22 protein-coding genes, 1 tRNA gene, 1 other RNA gene and 2 pseudogenes are annotated in these 19,482 nt (G+C 65.1%); 6 read left to right on the top strand and 20 right to left on the bottom strand.

From position 1 onward, the window contains the following. Together TN53_RS24210 and ffs are read right to left on the bottom strand one after the other, a co-directional pair. A partial coding sequence (locus TN53_RS24210) for a DNA polymerase III subunit gamma and tau (RefSeq protein WP_046260718.1) occupies nt 1-1,610 on the bottom strand: 1,610 nt, incomplete at its 3' end. 62 nt (nt 1,611-1,672) lie between these two features. After that, nucleotides 1,673-1,771, bottom strand: an RNA gene (gene ffs, locus TN53_RS44455) — signal recognition particle sRNA small type. 72 nt (nt 1,772-1,843) lie between these two features. On the opposite strand from ffs, the gene TN53_RS24205 reads away from it, so the two are divergent. Together TN53_RS24205 and TN53_RS24200 are read left to right on the top strand one after the other, a co-directional pair. Then, a tRNA-Ser gene (locus TN53_RS24205) sits at nt 1,844-1,931 on the top strand. 160 nt (nt 1,932-2,091) lie between these two features. Beyond that, complete coding sequence (locus tag TN53_RS24200) at nt 2,092-2,433, top strand: hypothetical protein (protein WP_234441691.1); 342 nt, start codon at nt 2,092-2,094, stop codon at nt 2,431-2,433. Between the two features lie 18 nt (nt 2,434-2,451). Here the strand turns inward: TN53_RS24200 and TN53_RS24195 are convergent, their stop codons facing one another. The 10 genes and pseudogenes from TN53_RS24195 to TN53_RS24145 all read right to left on the bottom strand — a co-directional run bounded on the left by TN53_RS24195 (nt 2,452) and on the right by TN53_RS24145 (nt 9,449). Next, nucleotides 2,452-3,690 (bottom strand): tyrosine-type recombinase/integrase, encoded by a 1,239-nt coding sequence (locus TN53_RS24195; protein WP_046260716.1) that lies wholly within the window; start codon nt 3,688-3,690, stop codon nt 2,452-2,454. 10 nt (nt 3,691-3,700) lie between these two features. Continuing rightward, the gene (locus tag TN53_RS24190; protein ID WP_046260715.1) at nt 3,701-3,934 is read right to left on the bottom strand and encodes an excisionase family DNA-binding protein; all 234 of its coding nucleotides are present in this window, start codon (nt 3,932-3,934) and stop codon (nt 3,701-3,703) included. Continuing rightward, on the bottom strand, nt 3,927-5,225 hold the full coding sequence (locus TN53_RS24185) for a replication initiator (RefSeq protein WP_095046703.1): 1,299 nt from the start codon (nt 5,223-5,225) through the stop codon (nt 3,927-3,929). Before TN53_RS24185 ends, TN53_RS24190 begins: the two co-directional genes overlap by 8 nt. Nucleotides 5,226-5,367: 142 nt before the next feature. Then, nucleotides 5,368-5,606: pseudogene (locus TN53_RS24175) on the bottom strand (SpdD protein). 25 nt (nt 5,607-5,631) lie between these two features. After that, entirely contained in the window at nt 5,632-5,826 is a 195-nt protein-coding gene (locus TN53_RS24170) for a hypothetical protein (protein ID WP_046260712.1), read from the bottom strand. Nucleotides 5,827-5,841: 15 nt separating this feature from the next. Continuing rightward, the gene (locus TN53_RS24165) at nt 5,842-6,033 is read right to left on the bottom strand and encodes a mobile element transfer protein (RefSeq protein WP_046260711.1); all 192 of its coding nucleotides are present in this window, start codon (nt 6,031-6,033) and stop codon (nt 5,842-5,844) included. 12 nt (nt 6,034-6,045) lie between these two features. After that, on the bottom strand, nt 6,046-6,672 hold the full coding sequence (locus tag TN53_RS24160) for a DUF2637 domain-containing protein (protein WP_046260710.1): 627 nt from the start codon (nt 6,670-6,672) through the stop codon (nt 6,046-6,048). An 84-nt stretch (nt 6,673-6,756) separates the two neighbouring features. Further along, nucleotides 6,757-8,133: an FtsK/SpoIIIE domain-containing protein gene (locus TN53_RS24155; RefSeq protein WP_046260709.1), complete on the bottom strand. Its 1,377-nt coding sequence runs from the start codon at nt 8,131-8,133 to the stop codon at nt 6,757-6,759. Beyond that, a complete protein-coding gene (locus tag TN53_RS24150) occupies nt 8,133-8,492 on the bottom strand; it encodes a hypothetical protein (RefSeq protein ID WP_046260708.1) in 360 nt (119 codons plus the stop codon). The genes TN53_RS24155 and TN53_RS24150 overlap by 1 nt, the downstream gene beginning before the upstream one ends. 168 nt (nt 8,493-8,660) lie before the next feature. Then, the gene (locus TN53_RS24145; protein WP_046260707.1) at nt 8,661-9,449 is read right to left on the bottom strand and encodes a GntR family transcriptional regulator; all 789 of its coding nucleotides are present in this window, start codon (nt 9,447-9,449) and stop codon (nt 8,661-8,663) included. Between the two features lie 107 nt (nt 9,450-9,556). On the opposite strand from TN53_RS24145, the gene TN53_RS24140 reads away from it, so the two are divergent. The 4 genes from TN53_RS24140 (at nt 9,557) to TN53_RS47410 (ending at nt 12,602) form a co-directional block, all read left to right on the top strand. Beyond that, a complete protein-coding gene (locus TN53_RS24140) occupies nt 9,557-9,964 on the top strand; it encodes an NUDIX hydrolase (protein WP_046260706.1) in 408 nt (135 codons plus the stop codon). Between the two features lie 46 nt (nt 9,965-10,010). Continuing rightward, complete coding sequence (locus TN53_RS24135) at nt 10,011-10,439, top strand: ATP-binding protein (protein ID WP_046260705.1); 429 nt, start codon at nt 10,011-10,013, stop codon at nt 10,437-10,439. Then, complete coding sequence (locus TN53_RS48465) at nt 10,439-10,816, top strand: hypothetical protein (RefSeq protein WP_046260727.1); 378 nt, start codon at nt 10,439-10,441, stop codon at nt 10,814-10,816. Before TN53_RS24135 ends, TN53_RS48465 begins: the two co-directional genes overlap by 1 nt. A 565-nt stretch (nt 10,817-11,381) precedes the next feature. Beyond that, a complete protein-coding gene (locus TN53_RS47410; RefSeq protein ID WP_159038190.1) occupies nt 11,382-12,602 on the top strand; it encodes a hypothetical protein in 1,221 nt (406 codons plus the stop codon). Between the two features lie 164 nt (nt 12,603-12,766). On the opposite strand, the gene TN53_RS24125 is transcribed toward TN53_RS47410, so the two are convergent. From TN53_RS24125 to TN53_RS24105, 8 genes and pseudogenes are all read right to left on the bottom strand, one after another. After that, a complete protein-coding gene (locus tag TN53_RS24125) occupies nt 12,767-12,964 on the bottom strand; it encodes a hypothetical protein (RefSeq protein ID WP_046260704.1) in 198 nt (65 codons plus the stop codon). Nucleotides 12,965-12,976: 12 nt separating this feature from the next. Next, nucleotides 12,977-13,747, bottom strand: a complete 771-nt coding sequence (locus TN53_RS47405) for a hypothetical protein (protein ID WP_159038189.1) — start codon at nt 13,745-13,747, stop codon at nt 12,977-12,979. Nucleotides 13,748-14,213: 466 nt separating this feature from the next. Then, nucleotides 14,214-14,741, bottom strand: a complete 528-nt coding sequence (locus TN53_RS47400) for a hypothetical protein (protein WP_046260702.1) — start codon at nt 14,739-14,741, stop codon at nt 14,214-14,216. A 319-nt stretch (nt 14,742-15,060) separates the two neighbouring features. Further along, nucleotides 15,061-17,421, bottom strand: coding sequence for a hypothetical protein (locus TN53_RS47395; RefSeq protein WP_159038188.1), 2,361 nt, complete (start codon nt 17,419-17,421; stop codon nt 15,061-15,063). A 638-nt stretch (nt 17,422-18,059) separates the two neighbouring features. Next, nucleotides 18,060-18,131: pseudogene (locus TN53_RS49365) on the bottom strand (type II toxin-antitoxin system RelE/ParE family toxin); the annotation flags it as partial. Further along, nucleotides 18,130-18,528 (bottom strand): hypothetical protein, encoded by a 399-nt coding sequence (locus TN53_RS49360; protein WP_324609624.1) that lies wholly within the window; start codon nt 18,526-18,528, stop codon nt 18,130-18,132. The pseudogene TN53_RS49365 and the gene TN53_RS49360, both read right to left, overlap by 2 nt. 37 nt (nt 18,529-18,565) lie before the next feature. Beyond that, on the bottom strand, nt 18,566-19,081 hold the full coding sequence (locus tag TN53_RS24110) for a hypothetical protein (protein WP_046260701.1): 516 nt from the start codon (nt 19,079-19,081) through the stop codon (nt 18,566-18,568). Then, nucleotides 19,081-19,467 (bottom strand): hypothetical protein, encoded by a 387-nt coding sequence (locus tag TN53_RS24105; protein WP_046260700.1) that lies wholly within the window; start codon nt 19,465-19,467, stop codon nt 19,081-19,083. Before TN53_RS24105 ends, TN53_RS24110 begins: the two co-directional genes overlap by 1 nt. Nucleotides 19,468-19,482 lie beyond the last annotated feature (15 nt).

Here is a 19,482-nt window from a genome sequence, read left to right as displayed (position 1 = left end):
GGAGGAGGTGTCGCGGATGCCTGGGGGGGCTGGGGTGCCTGGGAGGGCTGGGGCTGAGCGCTGCCGGTGTCGCCGGGCGCCGGGCCCGTGGGCGCGGGCGCGGCCTGGGCGGAGGCGGCGTCGTAGGCCGGGGCCGGGGTGGTGTCCTGACCGGGCTGACCGGGTGCGGCGCCGAAGCCCGGGGCGCCCCCCGCCGCAGGTCCGCTCGGCGCAGGTCCACTGGGCGCAGGTCCACTGGGCGCAGGTCCACTGGGCGCAGGTCCACTGGGCGCAGGTCCACTGGGCGCAGGTCCGGTCGGCGCAGGTCCGGTCGGCGGGCCAGAAGCCCGTACCGCCGCCCGGGCCGCCGCGACACCGCCTCCCGGCGGAACCGGCGCGGCAGCCGCTGTCCCGTGCGCCTCGGGCCCGGGGACGTACGCCATCGCGGGCGCACCCCCGCCCCCGGAGAAGTTCACGCCACGCTCCAGCCGGTCGAGCCGGGCCATCACGGACCGCTCGTCGCCATAAGCGGCCGGCAGCATCACGCGCGCGCAGATCAGCTCCAGCTGGAGGCGAGGGGACGTGGCGCCCCGCATCTCGGTGAGGCCCGCGTTGACGAGGTCGGCGGCGCGGCTGAGCTCGGCGGCGCCGAAGATGCCGGCCTGGGCCTGCATACGCTCCAGGACGTCGGCGGGGGCGTCGATGAGGCCGGTCTCCGTGGCGTCCGGGACGGCGGCGAGGATCACCAGGTCCCGCAGCCGCTCCAGCAGGTCGGCGACGAAGCGCCGCGGGTCGTTGCCGCCCTCGATGATCCGGTCGACGACCTCGAAGGCGGCGGCGCCGTCACCGGTGGCGAAGGCCTCGACGACGGAGTCGAGGAGCGAGCCGTCGGTGTAGCCGAGGAGGGAGGTGGCCATGGCATACGTCACACCCTCCTCCCGCGCCCCCGCGAGCAGCTGGTCCATGACGGACATGGAGTCACGCACGGAACCCTGCCCCGCCCGCACGACGAGCGGCAGCACGCCCTCCTCGACGGGGATGTTCTCGTGTCCGCAGACCTCGCCGAGGTAGTCACGAAGGGTCCCCGGCGGCACGAGCCGGAAGGGGTAGTGGTGGGTCCGCGAACGGATGGTCCCGATGACCTTCTCGGGCTCGGTGGTCGCGAAGATGAACTTCAGATGCTCCGGCGGCTCCTCGACGACCTTGAGCAGCGCGTTGAAGCCGGCCGACGTGACCATGTGGGCCTCGTCGATGATGTAGATCTTGTACCGGCTGCTCGCGGGTCCGAAGAAGGCCTTCTCGCGCAGCTCACGGGCGTCGTCCACACCACCGTGGGACGCGGCGTCGATCTCGATGACGTCGATGGAACCCGGGCCGTTGCGTGCGAGGTCCTGGCAGGACTGGCACTCTCCGCACGGGGTCGGCGTGGGACCTTGCTCACAGTTCAGACAGCGGGCCAGGATGCGTGCGCTGGTCGTCTTGCCGCAGCCACGCGGACCGCTGAACAGATACGCGTGATTGACCCGGTTGTTCCGCAGCGCCTGCTGCAACGGGTCGGTGACATGCTCCTGCCCGATGACCTCGGCGAACGACTCCGGGCGATAGCGGCGGTACAGCGCGAGAGACGACACGCATACGAGGTTATAGGCGCCCACTGACAACCAGCCCCACGCAAGAGGCCACCCTTGCCGTGAACGCAAGCGCCCCCCACGCACCCGCCAGAGCCAACCTACCCTTGCTGCCTTCCGGCCCTGGGGGAGTTCAGTCAGATAGCGCCACGTGAGGGGCTGCCCAAACAGTACCCGATGACGGGGGCTGGGAACGAGTTCGCGAGCACTCCTCAACGTCTTGTATTGTTTGCCGCGGAGGATTCGCCTAGTGGCCTAGGGCGCACGCTTGGAAAGCGTGTTGGGGGCAACCCCTCACGAGTTCGAATCTCGTATCCTCCGCCAGTGCCTCACCGGGCACGATGTCGAAGGGCCCCACCGTTCGCGGTGGGGCCCTTCGTCGTTGTCCGTCTCAGTTTCCGTCTCAGTTGGTTGCCCGCTGCTCGCTCGGGATGAGGGACAACCGACCTCGATGCGGAAGCATGAGCGGGTGAGTCTCATAGACATGAGTGAACGTGAGTACTGGGCCTTCGTGTCCGAGGGCCCCGAGATCTTCGTGGGTCAGGCAACACTCGCCCGTGTGGAAAGCTTCTTGATCGGCTACGACGCCCACGCACGGCGGCACGGCGGTCCCGGGCTCGACGGCTGGCGTGACTGGCTGGTGGCCAGGCGCGGCCGGGAATGCCAACACACTTGGATGGGTCTGGTCCGTCACATCGCCCTCCCCGATGAAAGTTGGGATCACTGGCAGCTCTCACCGGAGCAGGAAGAACGTGTCATCACGGTTCTCTTCGCGCTTCTCGATGAGTTCCTCGCGGAGCGGGCAGAGGAGCCTCCCACGCTCTGACCTCTCCGCATAGGCGCTTCAGTCGGCCCGGAGCGGCTCCCAGAGAGCGTCGCCGACCTGCTGGGCCACCTTCCGCAGCAGCGTTCCAGTGACGTGCATGTAGCGAGCGCGCATGCGGGCCGCTCCCCCGGGCTCCCAGCCCATGATCGCGTCGACCACGACGTCCGGGACGCCGAGGATCAGGAGGACGGTCGCGGCGGTGTGGCGAGCGTCATGGAGACGGCCGTCTCGTACGCCCGCATCCCGCAGCAGCCGCTTCCAGACGTGGAAGTCCGTGTTCGGGCTCAGAGGGCTGCCGGCCGGGGAGGCGAAGACGTATCCCTTGTCCTCCCAGTCGGGACCGGCCTCGATCCGTTCCTTCTCCTGTACCTCCTGGTGCTGGCGGAGGAGCTTGATCAGCGGGTCGGGCAGACCGATCGTGCGTCGCCCGGCGCGGGACTTGGTGGACTTGTGCTCGCGGCGGGTCTGCTGTTTCTGGGGGCAGTAGCCAGCCTTCCGGCCGCACGGGTTGTCGCCGCAGCCGTGGGCGTACTTGGGGCGGAGCCGGTTCTTGCGGATGCGGACGTATCCCGCGTCCAGGTCGACGTCCTCCCAGTGCAGGCCGAGCGCCTCCCCCTGACGGAGCCCGAGCGCCAGGGCGACGACCCACCTCGTGCTGTTGCGGAGCTTGGCCGCCTCAACGAGGAGACTCTGCACCTCCTCGATCGTGAACGGCTCGATGTCCTCTTCTTCGAGACGCGGCGCCTTGGCGATCTCGGCCACGTTGGTGGCGACGTGACTGCGTCGCTTGGCCTCACCGAGGGCCACCCGGATCGTGCGGTGAGCGTGGTGGGCGGTGCCGGCGGAGCTCCCGGCTTCCTGCATCTTCCGGTAGAAGCGCTCCAAGTGCTCCGGCTCCAGCTTGTCGAGCTTGTGAGCGCCCAGGCCGGGCACGAGGTGAACGCGTACGTCGACCTCGTAGCCGTCATACGTGTTCTCGGAGACGTACGGCTTGGCGATGTTCTCGACCCAGTGCTCAAGCCAGGCCTGGACAGTCCAGCTCTGGCCCGGCTTCCTGAGCTTCTTCTCGTCCCGGGCCCGCTCCATGTCACGGACTGCCCTGGTCACCTCGGCCTTGGTCTTGCGCTCGATGTGGCGGCGGTCCGGCTTGCCGTCATCGCGGACGCCGACCGTCACTCGGCCGTGCCACTTGCCGTCCTTGCCGAAGTAGATGGAGGAGGCCCCGTTGGGCTGACGACTGCGCTTGTTCTCTGCCATGGCATCCCCCTCAAGCAGCTTCGGCGGGTCGGTAGCGGAGCTTCGCGACGTAAGCGGGCACGGCATCGGCGGGGATTCGACGCAGCCTCCCGACCATGACGGACTCGATCTCTCCGGCGAGGACGAGTCGGAAGCAGGTCGTACGACCGATCCGGAGCCGTCGGGCCGCTTCCTCGACGGTCAGCAGGGCCAAGGACGGGTCGAACTGTTCGGGCACGACAGCGACGACTCGGGGCTCAGCCACGGGTGGGCTCTCCTTCCGTTCCGGGGGCGGGTTCGAGGGATGCGGACAGCCAGGCTTCGGCGTCGGAGAGGCCTGTTCCGGCGAAGACCCAGTGCGCGAGGACGTAGGTCGTCTCGGGCTCGCGCGTGGGTGGGGCGGCTTGTGCGCGGCGCCATTCGGCGCGGGCGTCGCGGAGGGCGCCGAGGGTGGTGGAGTACCGGCGGGACTTGGTGGAGAAGTGGCCGCGGAAGCCGAGCATGTGGGCCCACGCACGCAGGCGGAGGTGTTCCAGGTCCTTGCGGGCGCCGAGGGTCCAGGCGGTTCGGACCAGGCGGCGGGCGTGGTCGCTGATGTCGAGCTGGGCCAGTTCGGCGGCGAACTTGAGGGGGCGGTCGAGAGCTCCCGTGGCTGTCTCGGCTCCCTTGGTCGCGTACTTGGCGATGTACGCGGCGACGGCTCGCTCGGTCAGCTCTTGGCCGTCGTTGAAGTCGGCGGATCGGATGGTGCGGACGTCGAGTTGGCGGCCGAAGGTGAAGGTGTGGGCGCGGCTGTCGACGACCGGGCCATCCACGCTCGTCTTGGAGGCTGCGGCGCTGATGGCGTCCGTGAGCAGCTCGGCAGTGGCCCAGGCCGGGGGCGAGGTGTCGCCACCTCCGGGGCCGTCGAGACGTATGACCGCGTGGAAGTGGACCGCACCGCGCTTCTGGTACTCGGCGACCTTGGCGAAGGACACGCGCGCGTGGTCGCGGAACCTGCGCTGGGAGAGGCCCGCGCGCTTGGCGACCTCACGGCGCAGGTACGTCGAGAAGCGCCGCCAGAGCTGTCCGGCGTGGGCGTTCCAGAGGACGGCGGCTTCGTAGTCGTAGGTGTCCGGGTTGAGCGGGGTGCCGAGTGCTTCGTCGTCCTTGTCGTGGTGGACGCCGCAGCGGCAGGGGCGTCCGTCCGTGCGGCGGTTGTGGACGGGGCCGAAGCCGGGGGCGGTGAAGGTGGCGAAGACGCGGGGGTGGGCGGCGACGTGTTCCGGAGTGCCCTTGCCACCGCGCAGGCCCGAGGTGATCAGGTGGAAGGTGTCGCGGCGGTAGACCTCCGCGCAGGCCGGGCACCGGGTCGTACGGCGGTTGTTGCAACGGACGAGGAGTTGGCCGGCCGGGAGGCTGGTCGAGTCGAGGTGGTGGACGAGAGTGCCGATCTCGCCGGTCGTGGTGTCGACGTCGTACTCGGTGCGGTGGCCGTCGAGGCGGATGGGGTGGGTGCAGCCGCCGAGGGTGGAGAGCTGGCGGAGGATACCCGGGAGCGTGCCTTGCGAGGCCAGGTTCGCGAGTTCCGGGAGTGGGGCCGGAGTGGTGCGGGTGAAGATGGCGTTTCTCCTTCTGGCTGGCTAGGTCGGGAGGAACAGGCCCCGGGGCGGCGTGATGCTTAGTCGAGCGACGCCGCCCCGGAGGTCTGGCGGGGAGTCAGCGCCGGTGCTGCTCGCGGAGCAGGGAGCGCAGGACCACACGGCTACGGAGATGGCCGTGATGGCGACGGCCGCCAGGAGCGCGGTGAGGACGACTCCGCCGACGACCAGGGCGACGACGGTCTTCTGATCGATGGAGACCGACGGGAGCGAGCGCCGTACGGGCATCGGGTCGGCCGGGGCGTGGGTGTGCGCGGGCGGCGGGGTCGGGTTGTCGGGGTACTTGGGCAGAAACACGGCGGCGTTCTCCTTATCTACTCGTCTAGTCGTGTGAGCCGTTGATGATGTCCACGCCGGAGCGCGTGCCGGACTCCACGGCGGGGGCCATGAAGGTGCGGGAGAGCAGGAAGCCGAAGAGGGCGATCAGTACGACGACCCAGGTACGGACGCCGAGGAACTTGACCGCTCCCCAGGCGAAGAAGCCGAGGATGAAGACGAGCGGCAGGCTGACGGTCACGGGTGCGAGGTCCTCTCAGCGGACGGGGCAGCGGTGGGTGTTGGCGGCCAGTTCGGCGGCGGCGCGGCTGTCGTAGTCGGTGGAGAAGCCGCAGCGCGGGGCGGTGCAGGCGGCGGTGTGCTTCTCGCGGCCCCGTTGGTCGTACGAGGTGGCGACCTGGACGGGGCCGATACGGGTGACGTTGCGGAAGCGGCGGTTGGCGGGCATGTGGATCTCCTCTCAGAGCTGGGCGGCGATGGCTTCGGCCATGGGTGCGGGAACGCCGAGGCGGGCGCGGAGGGTTGGGGTGTCGATCGGGGTGCCGGTGCGGGTGTGGTGTTCGGCGGCGACCTTGCGGGCGTGGTCGACCAGGGCGGTCGGGACGGGTACGGCGGGGCGCTCGGGCGGTGCTTCGATGGCTGGTTGGGCGGGTGGCTCGGGGGTGGGTTCGGGCGCGTCCTCCTGGTCCTCGATGACCTCGGTGTCGTTGGCCGGTTTCGTCGTCGGACTGGAGTGGGCGAGGAGGGTTCCGCCGAGGAAGGCGACCGCAGGCCAGCCCGCGACGAGGATGCGCAGCCAGGCCGGCACCTGGTCCAGGTCGAGCAGTCCGGCGGTGGCGACGTTCGCGCCGAGGGACGCGGCGAGTGCGATGACGAACCAACACCACCCGGACGCTTTCGCCTCACCGGACCGGAGTCGACGCCATGCGGCGACGAGCAGCAGGTCGACGGAGACGGGGTAGGCCCACGCCTTCCATCCGTCCTGTCCTGCCGCCGAGGCGATGTCGTGGATGTGGGCGAAGGACAGCGCGGCAGCGATCAGCGCCTGGACGAGCACCGCGTCGACGCGGGCCAGTTGGGCGCGCATGAGCGGCTCCTTCCGGGTTCAGGCATGGGAGGGGTAGGGACGTGGAGTGAGGCGGTCACACCGACCGGAGTTGGGGGAGGAAGGTCAGTCGGTGATCGGGCGCGGCTGGACCTGCGGCACCGGGGCTTCGACCGGTCGCACGGGCACGTGGGGCCGGAAGGGCTTGAGCGCGGGCAGGTCGGGGACCAGGTGCGCGGAGTCGCGGCAGATCTCGGCGGCATCGCCGAGGGAGAGATACGGCGTGCGGATGCGGGACCAGCCGCCGGAGGTGTCACCGGCGACTGCCAGGCCGGGCCGTTCGGGGGCGATGGCGCAGGCGGCCATGACCGCTTCCGGGGCGATGTCGCCGAGGGCCATCTTGGCGGAGGCTTCGTCGTTGACACGGTGGCAGACGCGGCCGGTCAGCTGGGCGCGGAGCATGGTCGCGCCCTTGCCAAGTTCGGCGCCGAAGCGCTGTCCGCAGACCTCCAGGTAGATGCCGGCGGCGCGGCCGAGTTGGGCGAGGCGGATGAGTTGGGTGACCATCTCGTCGCGCCGTTCCTCGTCCTTGCGGGTGGCGACGAGGAAGAGTTCGGCGACCTCGTCGACGAACAGCACGATGGGGGTGGGGCGTTCGTGCTCGGGCAGGCCCCAGATGTCGGAGGTGATCTCCTCGTCGGGGATGTCCGGGGTGATGCCCTGCCGGGCCTTGATCAGGTCGTAGCGGTCCTCCATTTCCTTGACGAGTACGGGAAGCAGCTCGGCAGCTTGCTCCGGATCGGTGGCGAGGGCCGAGAGCCGGGACGCGAACGGCGCCAGTTCCACACCCCGCTTGCAGTCGATGCCGACGAGGGCGACCGGTTGCGGGGCGAGTCCAGTGATCAGGTTGCGCAGGTACATGGACTTGCCGGACAGGGTGGCGCCGAGGGTGAGTTGGTGCGGCATGGTGCGGTAGTCGCGTGCGAAGGCGGTGGCGTCCTCGCGCAGGGCGACCGGAATGCGCAAGTATCCGGAGTCGACCTTGCGCGGCATCCGGACCTGCCGCAGGACGTCGAAGCCGACGAGCCGAAGTTCGACGACACCGGGCTTGATGGTGGTGACGTAGACGGCGTGAACGCCCCAGGCGTGCCGCAGTCGTTCGGCGGAGGCGGCGACGTCGGCGGGCTCCTGCCCGGGGGCGAGCCGGAGCCGCAACCGGAGCCCGGTCGACGTAGGACGGATGATGCCGCGACGCGGCGGTACGGGCCGTATCTCGCGTCGGGTGGTCGCCTTGACCGCCAGCACGCGCAGTCGGGACGGTGCGACGGTCAGGCCGCAGGCTTCCATGACTGAGCTGTACGAGCTGAGCAGCCGGGCCGTGGATATCGGCAGGCCGACGGTCGACCAGTAGACCCCGGGGTGCTTGGCCCGGGCGTAGGCGGCCCCACCGCCGAGTGCGGCGACAGGACCACCCACCTCCAGGAGTGTCGTCAGGTCGGACATCAGGCAGCGGCCCCGGTAGCGGCAGCGGGGAATGCGGCCGGGGTGACGGCGGCGGCGCGGAAGGCGATGCCGTGGCGCTGCTGCCCGTTGAACACGCTCTCCCAGGGCCGGGCGATCAGCCCCGGCAGCGAGACCGGCGCCCCGAGCGCCAGCCCCTCCGAGATACCGCCCTCAGGAACGGTGACCTTGATCAGCGACGACTCGCCCTCCTCGATGTAGACGACGCCGATCGTCATCAGCGGCTCACCACTGACGGTGTCCATGGCCCGCTCGCCGGTCTGACGGTCGCGAACCTTCGGCTCCGGAGCCTCGGTCAGCAGGATCGTCGCGGCGGAGGCCTCAACACGGATGGTGCGCAAGGGAGTTCCCCTATCTACTCGTCTATACATGATGCGTCCTGCGAACCCGACCTTCGGGATCACGTGGACCACTCTGCCACTCAACTTGCCCACTCGTCTATACGAGTATGCCTGTTGAGGTGTACGAGTCCGAGAACCGTCCCCGCGCACCACCGCAAACCATGACGATCAGGTCGCGGGAAGCTGGTACGACAGCACGTATGCGTCAGCCGCCATCACGGTGTCGCAGACCTCCACGGCTCGCCCCTCGGTGTCGAAGGCGGTCCGGATGAGGTGGATGACGGGTACGCCGGAGGCCAGGCGGAGCGTCTTCACTTCGGCCGGCGAGGGCATCCGGGCCCGGATCTCCTCCTCGAAGTGGTCGAGGCGGTGGCCGAGTTCTTCGAGGCGGGCGTAGATGCCGCCGGGCCCGGGATTGGGTTCGGCGATCTGAGTGCCGCGGGCGATGTCGAGGGGCAGGTAGGAGGTGGCGAACTCGACCGGCCGCCCGTCGAGGAGATACCGGCGCCGGCGGGCGAGCACACGCCGTACGGAGCCGAGCCGGGTGGAGATGTCCTGACTGGCCTTCTCTTCCTTGACCTCCAGGCTGTCGACCTGGGGGTGACTGCCGGCGGCGTCGGCCTCGACGATGAAGGCGGACTTGCCTTGCTCGCGATGCCGCCGCGCGAACCTGTCGGAGGCGAGACGCCGCACGGGCGGCCGGGGCCGGACGAAGACGCCCTTGCCGTGCTCGGCGTGCACGAGACCTTCCCCTTGAAGGATGGAGAAGGAGTTTCGGACCGTCATACGGGATACCCCGTAGTGATCGACGAGGTCGGCCTCCGAGGGCAGCTTGTCGCCCTCGCGGAATCGCCCACGGTCGATGGCCTCACGCAGCTGGTCGGCGATCTGCCGGAAGACCGCACGATCGCTCGTGGGGTCGAGATCGCCGAGAAGGCCGGAAGAAAGAGGGCTCACGCGTACTCCTTTAGGTATCTAGACGAGTGGGCGAGTCTTGTTGCTACGGTGGAGAGCCTAGCCAGCCGAGAGGGCCGAGGAACGTGAGCACTGACCGACCGCACTCCGTGAGCGTTGCCGGAGTGGTCGTCGACGCCCAGGGCCGGGCCCTCCTGATCCAGCGCCGCGACAACGGCAGGTGGGAACCCCCGGGCGGCGTCCTCGAACGCGAGGAGACCATCCCCGAGGCCCTGCAACGCGAAGTCCTCGAAGAGACCGGCATCAAGATCGCACTTCCCGCGACCCTGACCGGCGTCTACAAGAACATGACGGGCCTGATCGTCTCGCTGGTCTTCCGCTGCGAAGCCGCCGACGGCACGCCCACCACCGGCGACGAAACCCGCGCCCTGCGCTGGGCCACCCGCGAAGAAGTCTCCGAACTCTCCGACGAGGCGTACGCCATCCGCGTCCTGGACGCACTCGACGCGACGTCCCCACCGGCCATCCGCGCCCACGACGGCGTGAAACTCGTCTAGCCCGAACCCGCTGCACATGGCGGCCTACCAGCACGAAGGAACTTGTATGCACGAGTATACGAGTGCAGCCCGGGTCTGGGGGCTCACTTGCCCAGGTTTTCCAGAAGAAGTGAGCCGGGCCCGCCGCTGGACCCGCGACATCCTGCGCGGATCGCCGCTAGCGGAGGACGCGGAACTGATCGTGAGCGAGCTGAGCGCGAACGCGATCCTGCACACGGCCAGCGGCCGGGACTCCGGCAGCTTCCATCTGGCTCTGGCGGTGTCGGCACAGGTGATCGCTCTGTCGGTCACGGATGGCGGAGGGGCCGGCGCGGTCCCGAAGGTCGAGCACCAGGACCAGGAGGCCGAGCACGGTCGGGGCCTGGGGATGGTCACCGCGATCGCCCACCGGGTCGTGGTCCATGACAGCGACGGCGGCCACACGGTCACCGCGGAGCTCTTCACTGACGTACGTACGGGAGGCCACCCGTGCTGATGAACGGACCCCGCCACGGCTACTGGTGCGAGTGCTGGACCCAGGACCTCACCGAGGAGGAAAGGCCAACGCTCCGAGCATCCCTCGACGCCTACTCGGCTTCCCAGGCAGACAGATGGGTTGCGGTAACGCTCCGCACGATCTCTCCAGCCCTGGACTCCGACGCTTCCGACACGGCATGGGCCTGGCTCTCCCAAGGACGCATCGCAACCCGGCAAGCCCTCTTACGCTCCGAGCCCTGCGCGGTCACGATCACCCATGCCCAGACCCGCATCACATGGACGATCCGACCAGTGATCTTCCTACCGCTCGCCCACCGCCAAGGCGTCGAACTCCCAGCCTGCACAAACGACTTCAAGCCCCACACGCCGGACTGAGTTACAACTTTCTCTACTGGTTCAAGGCCCGCGCAAGCGCGGGCGCGCGCCGCCTCTGCGGCGCGGCCTGCCTCCTGTCTTCGCCCCGGCTGGCCGCGCCCGGCGGCGCGCCACGTGCTGCGGGGAGGAGTGAGGAAGTCACCCGCGGGTCAATGCCATGCCTCCGGCGGGGGCGCTCAGGCTCCAGGATGGCGGGGCCCGCTTGCGAGTGCCGGCCATGAGTGGCTGGTGCAGGAGTGCGGGAGATCCCATCCCGTCTGCCGTCGACCCAGGCAGAGCCGAGCAGACGCGGCCCCTGGCGTCCAGGTCGTTCGTACAGTGGCGCGCTCCACCTGGACGCCAGGAACCACGCCCGCTCCACGGTGTGTGGGTCGACGGCAGACGGGATGGGATCGGGGAGGGGGCGGGGTGAAGGCAGACGACCGCGCTGGACACGCAGATAGCCGGACAAGCCCACGCTTCAGCCACTGCTCATGATCAACGAGCAGTGCGGCTCCAGATTCGACAAAATAAAACGGAACGGAGGCAGACTCATCAAGGGAACCATCAAGACCCTGGCGAGGCCATGTTCCGCAACAGCAAGAAAAGAAAAGGCAAAAGAAGCGGCTATCGGGCATTCAAGTCGAAAATTATTTCGCAAGACGCCCGAGGAAGATTTAAAACGTGGGCGCATATCATAACAGCGGCGCCGCCGGAGATCGTAAAACACGATGACCGCCAGCTGTTCTCAACCTATTGCCGCAGGGTGGCGAAGGAGGATTTTCGGGAAACAAGTGCAGCAGTAACGATATTCCCGATCCTGGCAACTCCCGGGTTAGGCCTCGTATGTGCACCCTTCGTATTTGGTGCACTATTCTTCAGCCCTGCCGCCTCCATTGCGGCAGTCGTAATGAATCTTCTTCTGGCCAAATACTATGCCCGCCGCTTGCCGTGTAAGCGTTGCAGAGTCTTGCCCGTCGTCGTCACTCTAACGGCTGCCATCCTGGGCCTCGCTTTGGCCGAGTACCGGGGAAGACTCCACCTGCCACCCTCGGGTGAATTCAACCTAGTTGACGCTATCACTTTCCTGCTTATATCACCCTTCCTTACCATCGTTTCCACCACTATGACATTCACCGTGATCGTGCGCGGCACCTCGATCTTTATGGACTTTATGCGCATTCACTACTACCCCGACGTCGTCGTTTTTGCTGAGCTGCAGCTGGTCACGCAGGTGCTCACCGATCAGAAAGACTCCATGATGTCGCTCAATGATCGGCAAGAGGTCATAGATCGCCTCCATAGAGCGGCAAAGTGCCTGGAGTTGGGAATCCCCCGGATTGTTCAACCTCGTGATTTGCTGAGCGAAATGGCATTTCGAAAGAAGCTCCGCCGTTCCGCTAACTATATAAATAGTTGGGAGCTGGCCATATCCCTTTCGCGTGAGGATTCTCGCGAGGATCTAGCTCGAGAAATAGCCTGCACGCTGCTCCCATTGGCAAGAAAGGATTATGACGCACTTCCCGAAGCGGACACCCTCGCTGCCCATCGAGCGAGTAAGCGTAATCTCGGCCACTATGTGCGAACTGCGATTTCCGGAGCATCACCTCTTGCGATCTTGTGGATCCTCGACGGGCTGGACATATTTACACCAAGCAGCACTATAAGAAATGGCCTCTATGTGTTGGCTTTCGGGTGGATGGCGATCAACTACATCTCATTGCTCGATCCCCTCTATGAAGGGAAGATAGCGGCCTTGAAAGATCTCAAGGATGTATATACTTCGCTCCAAGGGCGGGATAAATGAGGGGCATTCGATCAAGGCGTGTGACGCCCGGTCACTAGCAGGTCGAGACCTGCAGGGGGCGATTGATCGTTGTGGACGTCGTGGAGTCCAGACAAGATCAGGGACGCGATACAGCAATGAAGCACAGAAACCGCAATGGTTGGCGCCCGCACGGGACATGCTGATCATGCGAACGGCGACAGGCCCTTGGCCTCCAGGTGAGCGAGCAACGAGTCAAGGCATGCGTCGGCCGTGGCGAGATCAGCACGGAAGAACGAATCCTCGCCGAGGGGCCCACCGCTGACGATGACCATCCATGCCGTCCGCCGCTCGACCATGCGGTCATCGTCGAATTTGAAGACGGTCGTGACGGGAGTCGGCATCCGGCGCCATGCTCATGGAGTTGCGGAATCAAGCGTGTGCCGCGCTGCGGTCGTGAACCGCTCGCGAATACCCTCGCGGGCTTCCTGATTGCTCTTGAGCTCAGCGACGATCGCAGTCGCTTGGTCAAGGAAGGCAGCAAAATCATCATTACCCTCGTGCGCCTGAGCGATTGCGGCGTTAGCGAGTTCCTCGGCCCGTTCAAAGGCCGCGAACATCGCGTCCGCTCCAGGAGGTACTCGAACGTCTTCGAGTGCCTCCGCCGTAAGCTCTTGCATCTGCCTTGTAGCCTCCTCCATGGCCTCAACAGCGGATGTCATCGCTGGTAATGTCCCGCTGGTCATGTGTTCGACTGCCGGCCGCTGCGACTCTGCGAGTTCCATGAGTTTGCTGGCTAGGTCCACGTCGCGCCGAATGCTGATAGCGAGCTCTTTTGCTGCCCTGGCCACCTCGGCTGGTCCTAGGATGTCGATCCGCCTCGCGCGCTCTGCCATGCGGCCAGTAGCTTCCTTCAGCGGGTTGGTTCCCGGCGAGGCGGAGTGCCCCGGCAGACCCACGGAGTCAATGATGCGAAGACACTCATCCCAGGCTGCTAGGAAACCTTCGTACGCCTGAAGCCGCTGTTGCCGAAGCCAGTGGGCTTGATCGACGTCGGCTTGATCGCGAACTTGCTGCAAGGTGACTTCCGCACTGATCAAAGCTCCCTTCTTGGCGGCACGGGCACCAACGACTGTGCCAGCCAGTCCGAACACCGCAGCCACCAAAGCGAGCACAAGTTCCTTCATGAGCAGACATCATCGCGGCGGCGGCCGTCAGGCGGAATGGGGCGTCTCACAGGCCTGGTTCCACAGCGCAAGGGGCTTCCGAGCCCGGAACCGTTCGGCTCTGACTAGCGCTGAGATTCTGATCACGGGAGCGCAGTGGGCGCTGGCCCGCTTTGAGGCCCTCGGCAGATGTCAGCCCACCTGCCCGGCTCGAAGACTGAGCGTAGGACAGCGTTCAGCGTCCTCGCACTCGCGATTCACGCGCAGAGGTGCAGCAGGGATGAGTGTCTAACTGCGTGACAACGCCGACGAACAGCGGCGGACGAGCGCGAACGTCTACGGACCATCAGCGCAGGTGGGAACCACATCAGCACCAGGCTGCGCACCCGCCCAAGTTGCTTCGGGACGAAGCAGTCGGGGGCCGGCTGCCGTCTCCCGAGGGGCACTTGTCAGATCCGGAGCGGGCGGTCGTCGTGCCTGTTGTCTGTCATGCGCTGTCACGGTTGGCCTCGCGATGCATCTCACCCACCATCGCGTTCACGGATTCCCAGTAAGACCTGATGGCTGTGCCATAGACGGAGTGGGCGTCCTCATGCTCCAACGCGCTGAGTAGACACATGTATATCGCCCGTGAGTCCCTGAAGACTGCCTTGACTGCTTCTGCCACGGAGTTCCCGCCGTCGACGATCATCACGTCACAGGCGCGAGTGAACGGTCCGTAAGCCTCACGCAGGCGTCTAGCGTGCTCCTGCACAGCAGCTTCCTTGTCTGAACCAGCAGGCATGGATAAGACCGCAGGCAGTTCCCGGTACAGAGCTCCCATGTGATGGGCTGCGTTGACGACTTCGATGTAGGAGTCTCGGCGCGACTGCGCGAACACGTTGGCCCGCTGTGCCGCAGAGGCAGCATTCGCCTGCTCCCTAGCGGCGCGAAGGCTGCCCTGGCTGGTAACCCAACTGGCGGCAATCGCTGTACCAGCGGTGAGACACGCCACCCACAGGGTGCTATCCGGCATGCGCCGATTGTGTAGTCATCGGCGCAATGACGGAAGGGCGAGGCGAGTAGGGGGCGAGGAGCGATCGGAGGACGCGGGCTGAGCGTCCGCGCCCCCGAGGCAAACGACGGAAGCGCTCCGCGCCGACAGGGCGTCCGACGAAGGCCCGCCGGAACCCGTTGCGGTACAGCAGCGAAGAAAAGCAACCACTGCAACCAACCGTGATCTACAGCTACCTTAAGGCACCGCGCAGCGGCATCTATGACCCCCGTAGACCCGACTCCGCCCCTTAAGGCTCCACCGTCCTCGTCTGTCCAGCTAGAGCCAGTGGAACTGATGCTCAGTCATCAAGGCGGCTATTGCCAGACTTTCCCCTGACACCACGACGCTTGGGATATTCTGACCAGCGCTTAGAATATTCAGATTCTTCACGCATAGAGAGCCGGAGAACCTCGCTGGAACTGTCATAAATGGCCGACCTGAGGACGTATTGCGCCTCAGATAGTACGGGTAGACCCGTCAAATAATAGGACGATGGGCGCACCAGCCGGAGCGTCTTTCCGTTTGCAGTACCCAAAGTCAGTGTACGACGCCCAAAACTATCCGTTTGAGATTCGCGAAGCCGAGAGACGATTGGCAGGAATCCGGCTTCTTCTGCTTCCGCAAGAACCGTCTCTGCGGCATTAATCGCCCCCAGCACTTCATCTTGTGTCGGAAACTTTGGGTTGGTGTGCTGCAAGAGGTTCCGAATCTCGTCCACCTTGCCAGACTGCAGTTTCTGGGCGGCAGCGGATAGCATCGCGACGATGCGTGACCTGGCGGATGCATCCAGGTCGAGGTATGGATTTGCGTGCTTGAAGAGAAATGTATAGGGGGAAGAAGAACGCAGAATCTTTGGATAGTCCGCCTGAGGCCTCTGCGTATTCTCATCAGACCTCAAGGATCTCAAACGGATAGCCAGAATCTCAAACCCGCGAATCATAGGGAATAGTGTCCATTTTCCATCATCCGAGAAATGGACGTCTGCCTGATCCCGGCCTAGTTCCTGAACAGTGAAAGCAACCGCTTCTTCTGGGGAATAGACAAATCCCGACGTCGCGTAATGATCACGCAAAAGTGCCCAGGTAGCAAGCTTCAGATACTCCTGAAGGAGCCCTTCCACCTTCACGAAGAAGTTGGACGCAACTGCTCTAATGTCCGCTTGGTCGGCAGAAGCGTAAGTGTGAGTCCTCATTGCTAGTTCTCTGAGCCGGGCACCATACTGACGAAAATCGACGAGCACGTCAGACTCTGACGGGCCATCGATTCCTAGCCGCCATGTAATTGCCCTCCTCAGAGATTCTTCGTTCGATAGGCGTTCCCGTGCGCGCGGTCCGATACCGACAAACTTTTCGGCCGCTTCAAGATTTGCGCCACTGTCAAAGATCAGCGACCCAAGTGCGTCGTCGAGCGATCCACTACAGACAAACTGATCCAGTTGCTCTTGGAAGGAGGCACCATCCGTGCCACGAATCAGCCATTCGAGCCTTCCACGTTGTGCAGGATTTCCCAGGTCAAATAGATTCGAGATCAGGTGGCGACTACGAAGAAGAACGTGCGAGGAGTTTCCTAGGAATCTAACACCTCTGCTTGCACACTCAGGCACCAAGTCGAAGTATCCCGTAGCCCTGACCGCTCTCGGCGACCTACGGATTTCAGTCGCTGGAATAAAGATTACGCCTGACAGAATAAGCGAGTCCAGCGTGTCAATAATTTCGTCATCTCGACACAATAGAATCAATTGGAGCATCTGCGCTTCATTGAGACCCTCTGTGAATCTCTCGGCTTCTCTGACATCTTGCCCGAGCTCAGAAAGCGATGCTCGAAGCGCGCCTTGAGTAGCGTTGAGGAGATCATGAAGAATCAAACGCATCTCTACCGCAGAAAATACATCCCCAATAAGACTCGGGATCCCCGCCGGATGTCTCCACGAAAACGGATTCACGCAATCAGAGACCAGGTCGCGCAGAAAATCGCCCCACTCGCTCTCTGCACTGTCCTGGCGAGACAAGACCTCTCGCATCTTGGTACGCACTTTAGAGATCTTCGATGATCCAGTTTCAAGGAGGACGTTATGCAATCTCGTGCATGAGAGGTCGTCGCAATGGTAGAGCGGGACCCAGACAGAGGGTGGACAGTATCGAATTTCTCGAGAGCGCAGGAGACCCCAAGGGCCTGTCACATAATCATGAAGCTGGAATACTCCTTGAGGGGATCCAGCTAGTAGCGTCATCGTATCCTTGTGGGTCAAAGTATCATTATTGTCCCTCAATTCCTTGAAGGACTTGTCGTACAAAGCTCGCCCGTAGATATACGGGAAGAGAACTCGCTCCTTCTTGATCTCGTCGGAAATCACCCGTTCGATAGCTTCGACATTAGTCTCAACTGGGTCTACCAGCAGCTCATTCCAAAAGACCTGCAAGAAAGCGGAAAGCGTGCACTCATTTCGAGGGTTGGCATTGCTTTGTACGCGACCAACCAGTCCAGAGCCTACTGATGAAAGTTTGATGGCTGTGGCAAGCCGAGGGGGAACTTCGTATGCATCGGAAATGATGCAGGCCCCGAGAAGCTCGGACAAGAAATCGATTCGCAGGATCCGCTCCTGTACTTCGGAGTCCGGATAGGTGGTCTCGATCTGTTCACGCGTGAGCTTGTCGGCCATGCTTTGCCTCCCCGGAGCGCCGGAACTCTCACCAGGTTACGAACTGCCACGAGATCTTGCAGGAGTTTCAGAAACAGTCTCTCCTTCGACCCCATTGAAGGAGCTCGGCTACACGGGGAGAGCGACAGCAAGCAGCGCCTCATCGGCGCGCAACCGGTGCGCTCCCGCTCACGTGATGCTGGGAACGCGCTGCACTGCACGAGTCCGATCTAGCGGTGCAGCTGACCTGTCCCCGATAGCCTCGGCTCCAGGCCAGCACAGCGCGGCCCGTCTCAGTTCCCGTCTCATTCAGCTGCGTTCGTCGTCGTTCAAGCTGGACAATCGGCCACCTCCGGCAGACCAATTGGCCGCCCATGAACCCCCGTGAACGCCCCTGCATACAACCCACCGCCCCACCACCACAGTTGGAAAGCGTGTTGGGGGCAACCCCTCACGAGTTCGAATCTCGTATCCTCCGCAGCCGCCTGAACAGGCGAAACGAAGAGCTGGGCCGCAATTGCGGCCCGGCTCTTCGGTGTACGTCGGTTGCAGTTCTGGTTGCGTTTAGCGGCGACATTCGGGACATTTCGACAAACAGGCAGGCGCACGCCCCCGAGACTCCCGGCGGGCAGTCGGCACCGACCTGCACTGCAAAGGGCCTACGGAGCTTGGCGGTAGACGTCGCGGCGGTTATCGACTGCCAGGACCCACACGATCAACTGGCCGTCCTCAACGGTGCAGACGACTCGGAAGTCGCCAGCCCTGAGCCGCCAGCGGGCGCTGAACCCCTAGAGGGCCTTGATTTCGAACGCCGTGGTGTCCCCCCGCGTCGCTCGCTTTCGGGAGTTCGGTGAGGCGATACAGGATGCGCAGGGCATCCGGGCGCGGGATCTTGAGCATGTCCCGCTGTGCGTGTGGTGTGAAGCGCGTGACGTACACCATGAGCGTCAGCCCTGATAAGCGCGCAGCAGGGCGGCCATCTCTTCGATGGTGTATGGCGGTGGCGGTGTCCTTGTCGGCCAGGGGGATCACCGCCGCCGGGACCAGGACGCCGCCCGTGGCATCGATGTACGTCGCGGTGGCGGCGTCGCAGCCACCGCAGCCGTACTCCGCGAGGACGTATTTCACCGCTGGGCTCGCCCCGACCCTTCAAGCGAGGGCGCTCCTACTCTCCGTCCCCCGCCGTCTGGCTCAGTTCCAGGTCCTTGCGCATGGCATCACGGGCATCCGCCAGGGTGTCCTTCATCTGCTCCGCGTGGCGTTCGAACTCCTGATCCGTGTGGCGCATCCCCCTATCCAGTGCGTTGCGGAAGCTGCGTACGCATCGGAAATAGGCGAGTGCTGGATTCACCACCTCAGCCGGAGCGAAGAGCTCAAGTTGGTAGCGCAGCTCATAGCAGCGCACAAATGCCCGTCGACCCAGCTGGGTGCGCTCCGCCTCGGACATCTCGGTGTTCTCGCTCAGGTGTCTCGACTCGCTGCGGGCCTGGGTCAGCACGGCGAGGTAGCCCGCGTACAGGTCACGCCGAGTCTGGCGCCACTCGGACGAGACGTCGCGTTTGTGCTTGCGTGACTCCAGCAGCAGCTGGCGATGGTCTTTGCGCGCCTGCACCAACAGCGAGGTCCCCATGGCGACACCCGCGCCTAGCAGCGTGGCCAGCAGAGTCGTCCACTGCATCATCAGCCGAACGTGTTGTGCTGTGTGTTGCCGTCCCCGACCAGCGCCCCCTGGGCGCCGTCGGCGTCCACGGTGACGCGCCCGGTCTGGCGCTCCGAGCAGAGCACGGCGCGAGCCGCCGCGAGGATCTCCTCGTCCGTCTCCACCCCGGAACCCGTCAGCACCTGGAGCAGCCGGGTCCGCCACACGTCGGGGTCCGTCTCGTACGCGTCCAGCACCCGTACGTCGTAGCCGCCGCCCCCGCTGGTGCCGCCACCCCCGGCCAACCGCCGGCGGACCGCCTCGCTCAGCCCGGCGCAGAGGCCATGTACGGCCTCGCATCCCGTCTCCGTGAGTCCGGCCGCCGCTCCCGTGGCCAACGCGACGGCCACCAACTCCACTTCGGTCACCGGGACCCCCTTCAG

The sequence above is a fragment of the Streptomyces sp. WM6386 genome, assembly GCF_000972385.1.
GTDB lineage: Bacteria > Actinomycetota > Actinomycetes > Streptomycetales > Streptomycetaceae > Streptomyces.
Note: the sequence above shows the minus strand (reverse complement) of the source record. Positions and strands in the feature narration are given on the sequence as shown.

What these genes read in the sequence shown, in the direction of transcription:
- TN53_RS47395 (WP_159038188.1), bottom strand. Translation starts at nt 17,421, where the DNA reads ATGGCCGACAAGCTCACGCGTGAACAGATCGAGACCACCTATCCGGAC.
- TN53_RS24110 (WP_046260701.1), bottom strand. Translation starts at nt 19,081, where the DNA reads ATGATGCAGTGGACGACTCTGCTGGCCACGCTGCTAGGCGCGGGTGTC.
- TN53_RS47410 (WP_159038190.1), top strand. Translation starts at nt 11,382, where the DNA reads ATGTTCCGCAACAGCAAGAAAAGAAAAGGCAAAAGAAGCGGCTATCGG.
- TN53_RS24125 (WP_046260704.1), bottom strand. Translation starts at nt 12,964, where the DNA reads ATGCCGACTCCCGTCACGACCGTCTTCAAATTCGACGATGACCGCATG.
- TN53_RS24195 (WP_046260716.1), bottom strand. Translation starts at nt 3,690, where the DNA reads ATGGCAGAGAACAAGCGCAGTCGTCAGCCCAACGGGGCCTCCTCCATC.
- TN53_RS48465 (WP_046260727.1), top strand. Translation starts at nt 10,439, where the DNA reads ATGAACGGACCCCGCCACGGCTACTGGTGCGAGTGCTGGACCCAGGAC.
- TN53_RS24160 (WP_046260710.1), bottom strand. Translation starts at nt 6,672, where the DNA reads ATGCGCGCCCAACTGGCCCGCGTCGACGCGGTGCTCGTCCAGGCGCTG.
- TN53_RS24200 (WP_234441691.1), top strand. Translation starts at nt 2,092, where the DNA reads ATGAGTGAACGTGAGTACTGGGCCTTCGTGTCCGAGGGCCCCGAGATC.
- TN53_RS47400 (WP_046260702.1), bottom strand. Translation starts at nt 14,741, where the DNA reads ATGCCGGATAGCACCCTGTGGGTGGCGTGTCTCACCGCTGGTACAGCG.
- TN53_RS24165 (WP_046260711.1), bottom strand. Translation starts at nt 6,033, where the DNA reads ATGCCCGCCAACCGCCGCTTCCGCAACGTCACCCGTATCGGCCCCGTC.
- TN53_RS24155 (WP_046260709.1), bottom strand. Translation starts at nt 8,133, where the DNA reads ATGTCCGACCTGACGACACTCCTGGAGGTGGGTGGTCCTGTCGCCGCA.
- TN53_RS24135 (WP_046260705.1), top strand. Translation starts at nt 10,011, where the DNA reads ATGCACGAGTATACGAGTGCAGCCCGGGTCTGGGGGCTCACTTGCCCA.
- TN53_RS47405 (WP_159038189.1), bottom strand. Translation starts at nt 13,747, where the DNA reads ATGAAGGAACTTGTGCTCGCTTTGGTGGCTGCGGTGTTCGGACTGGCT.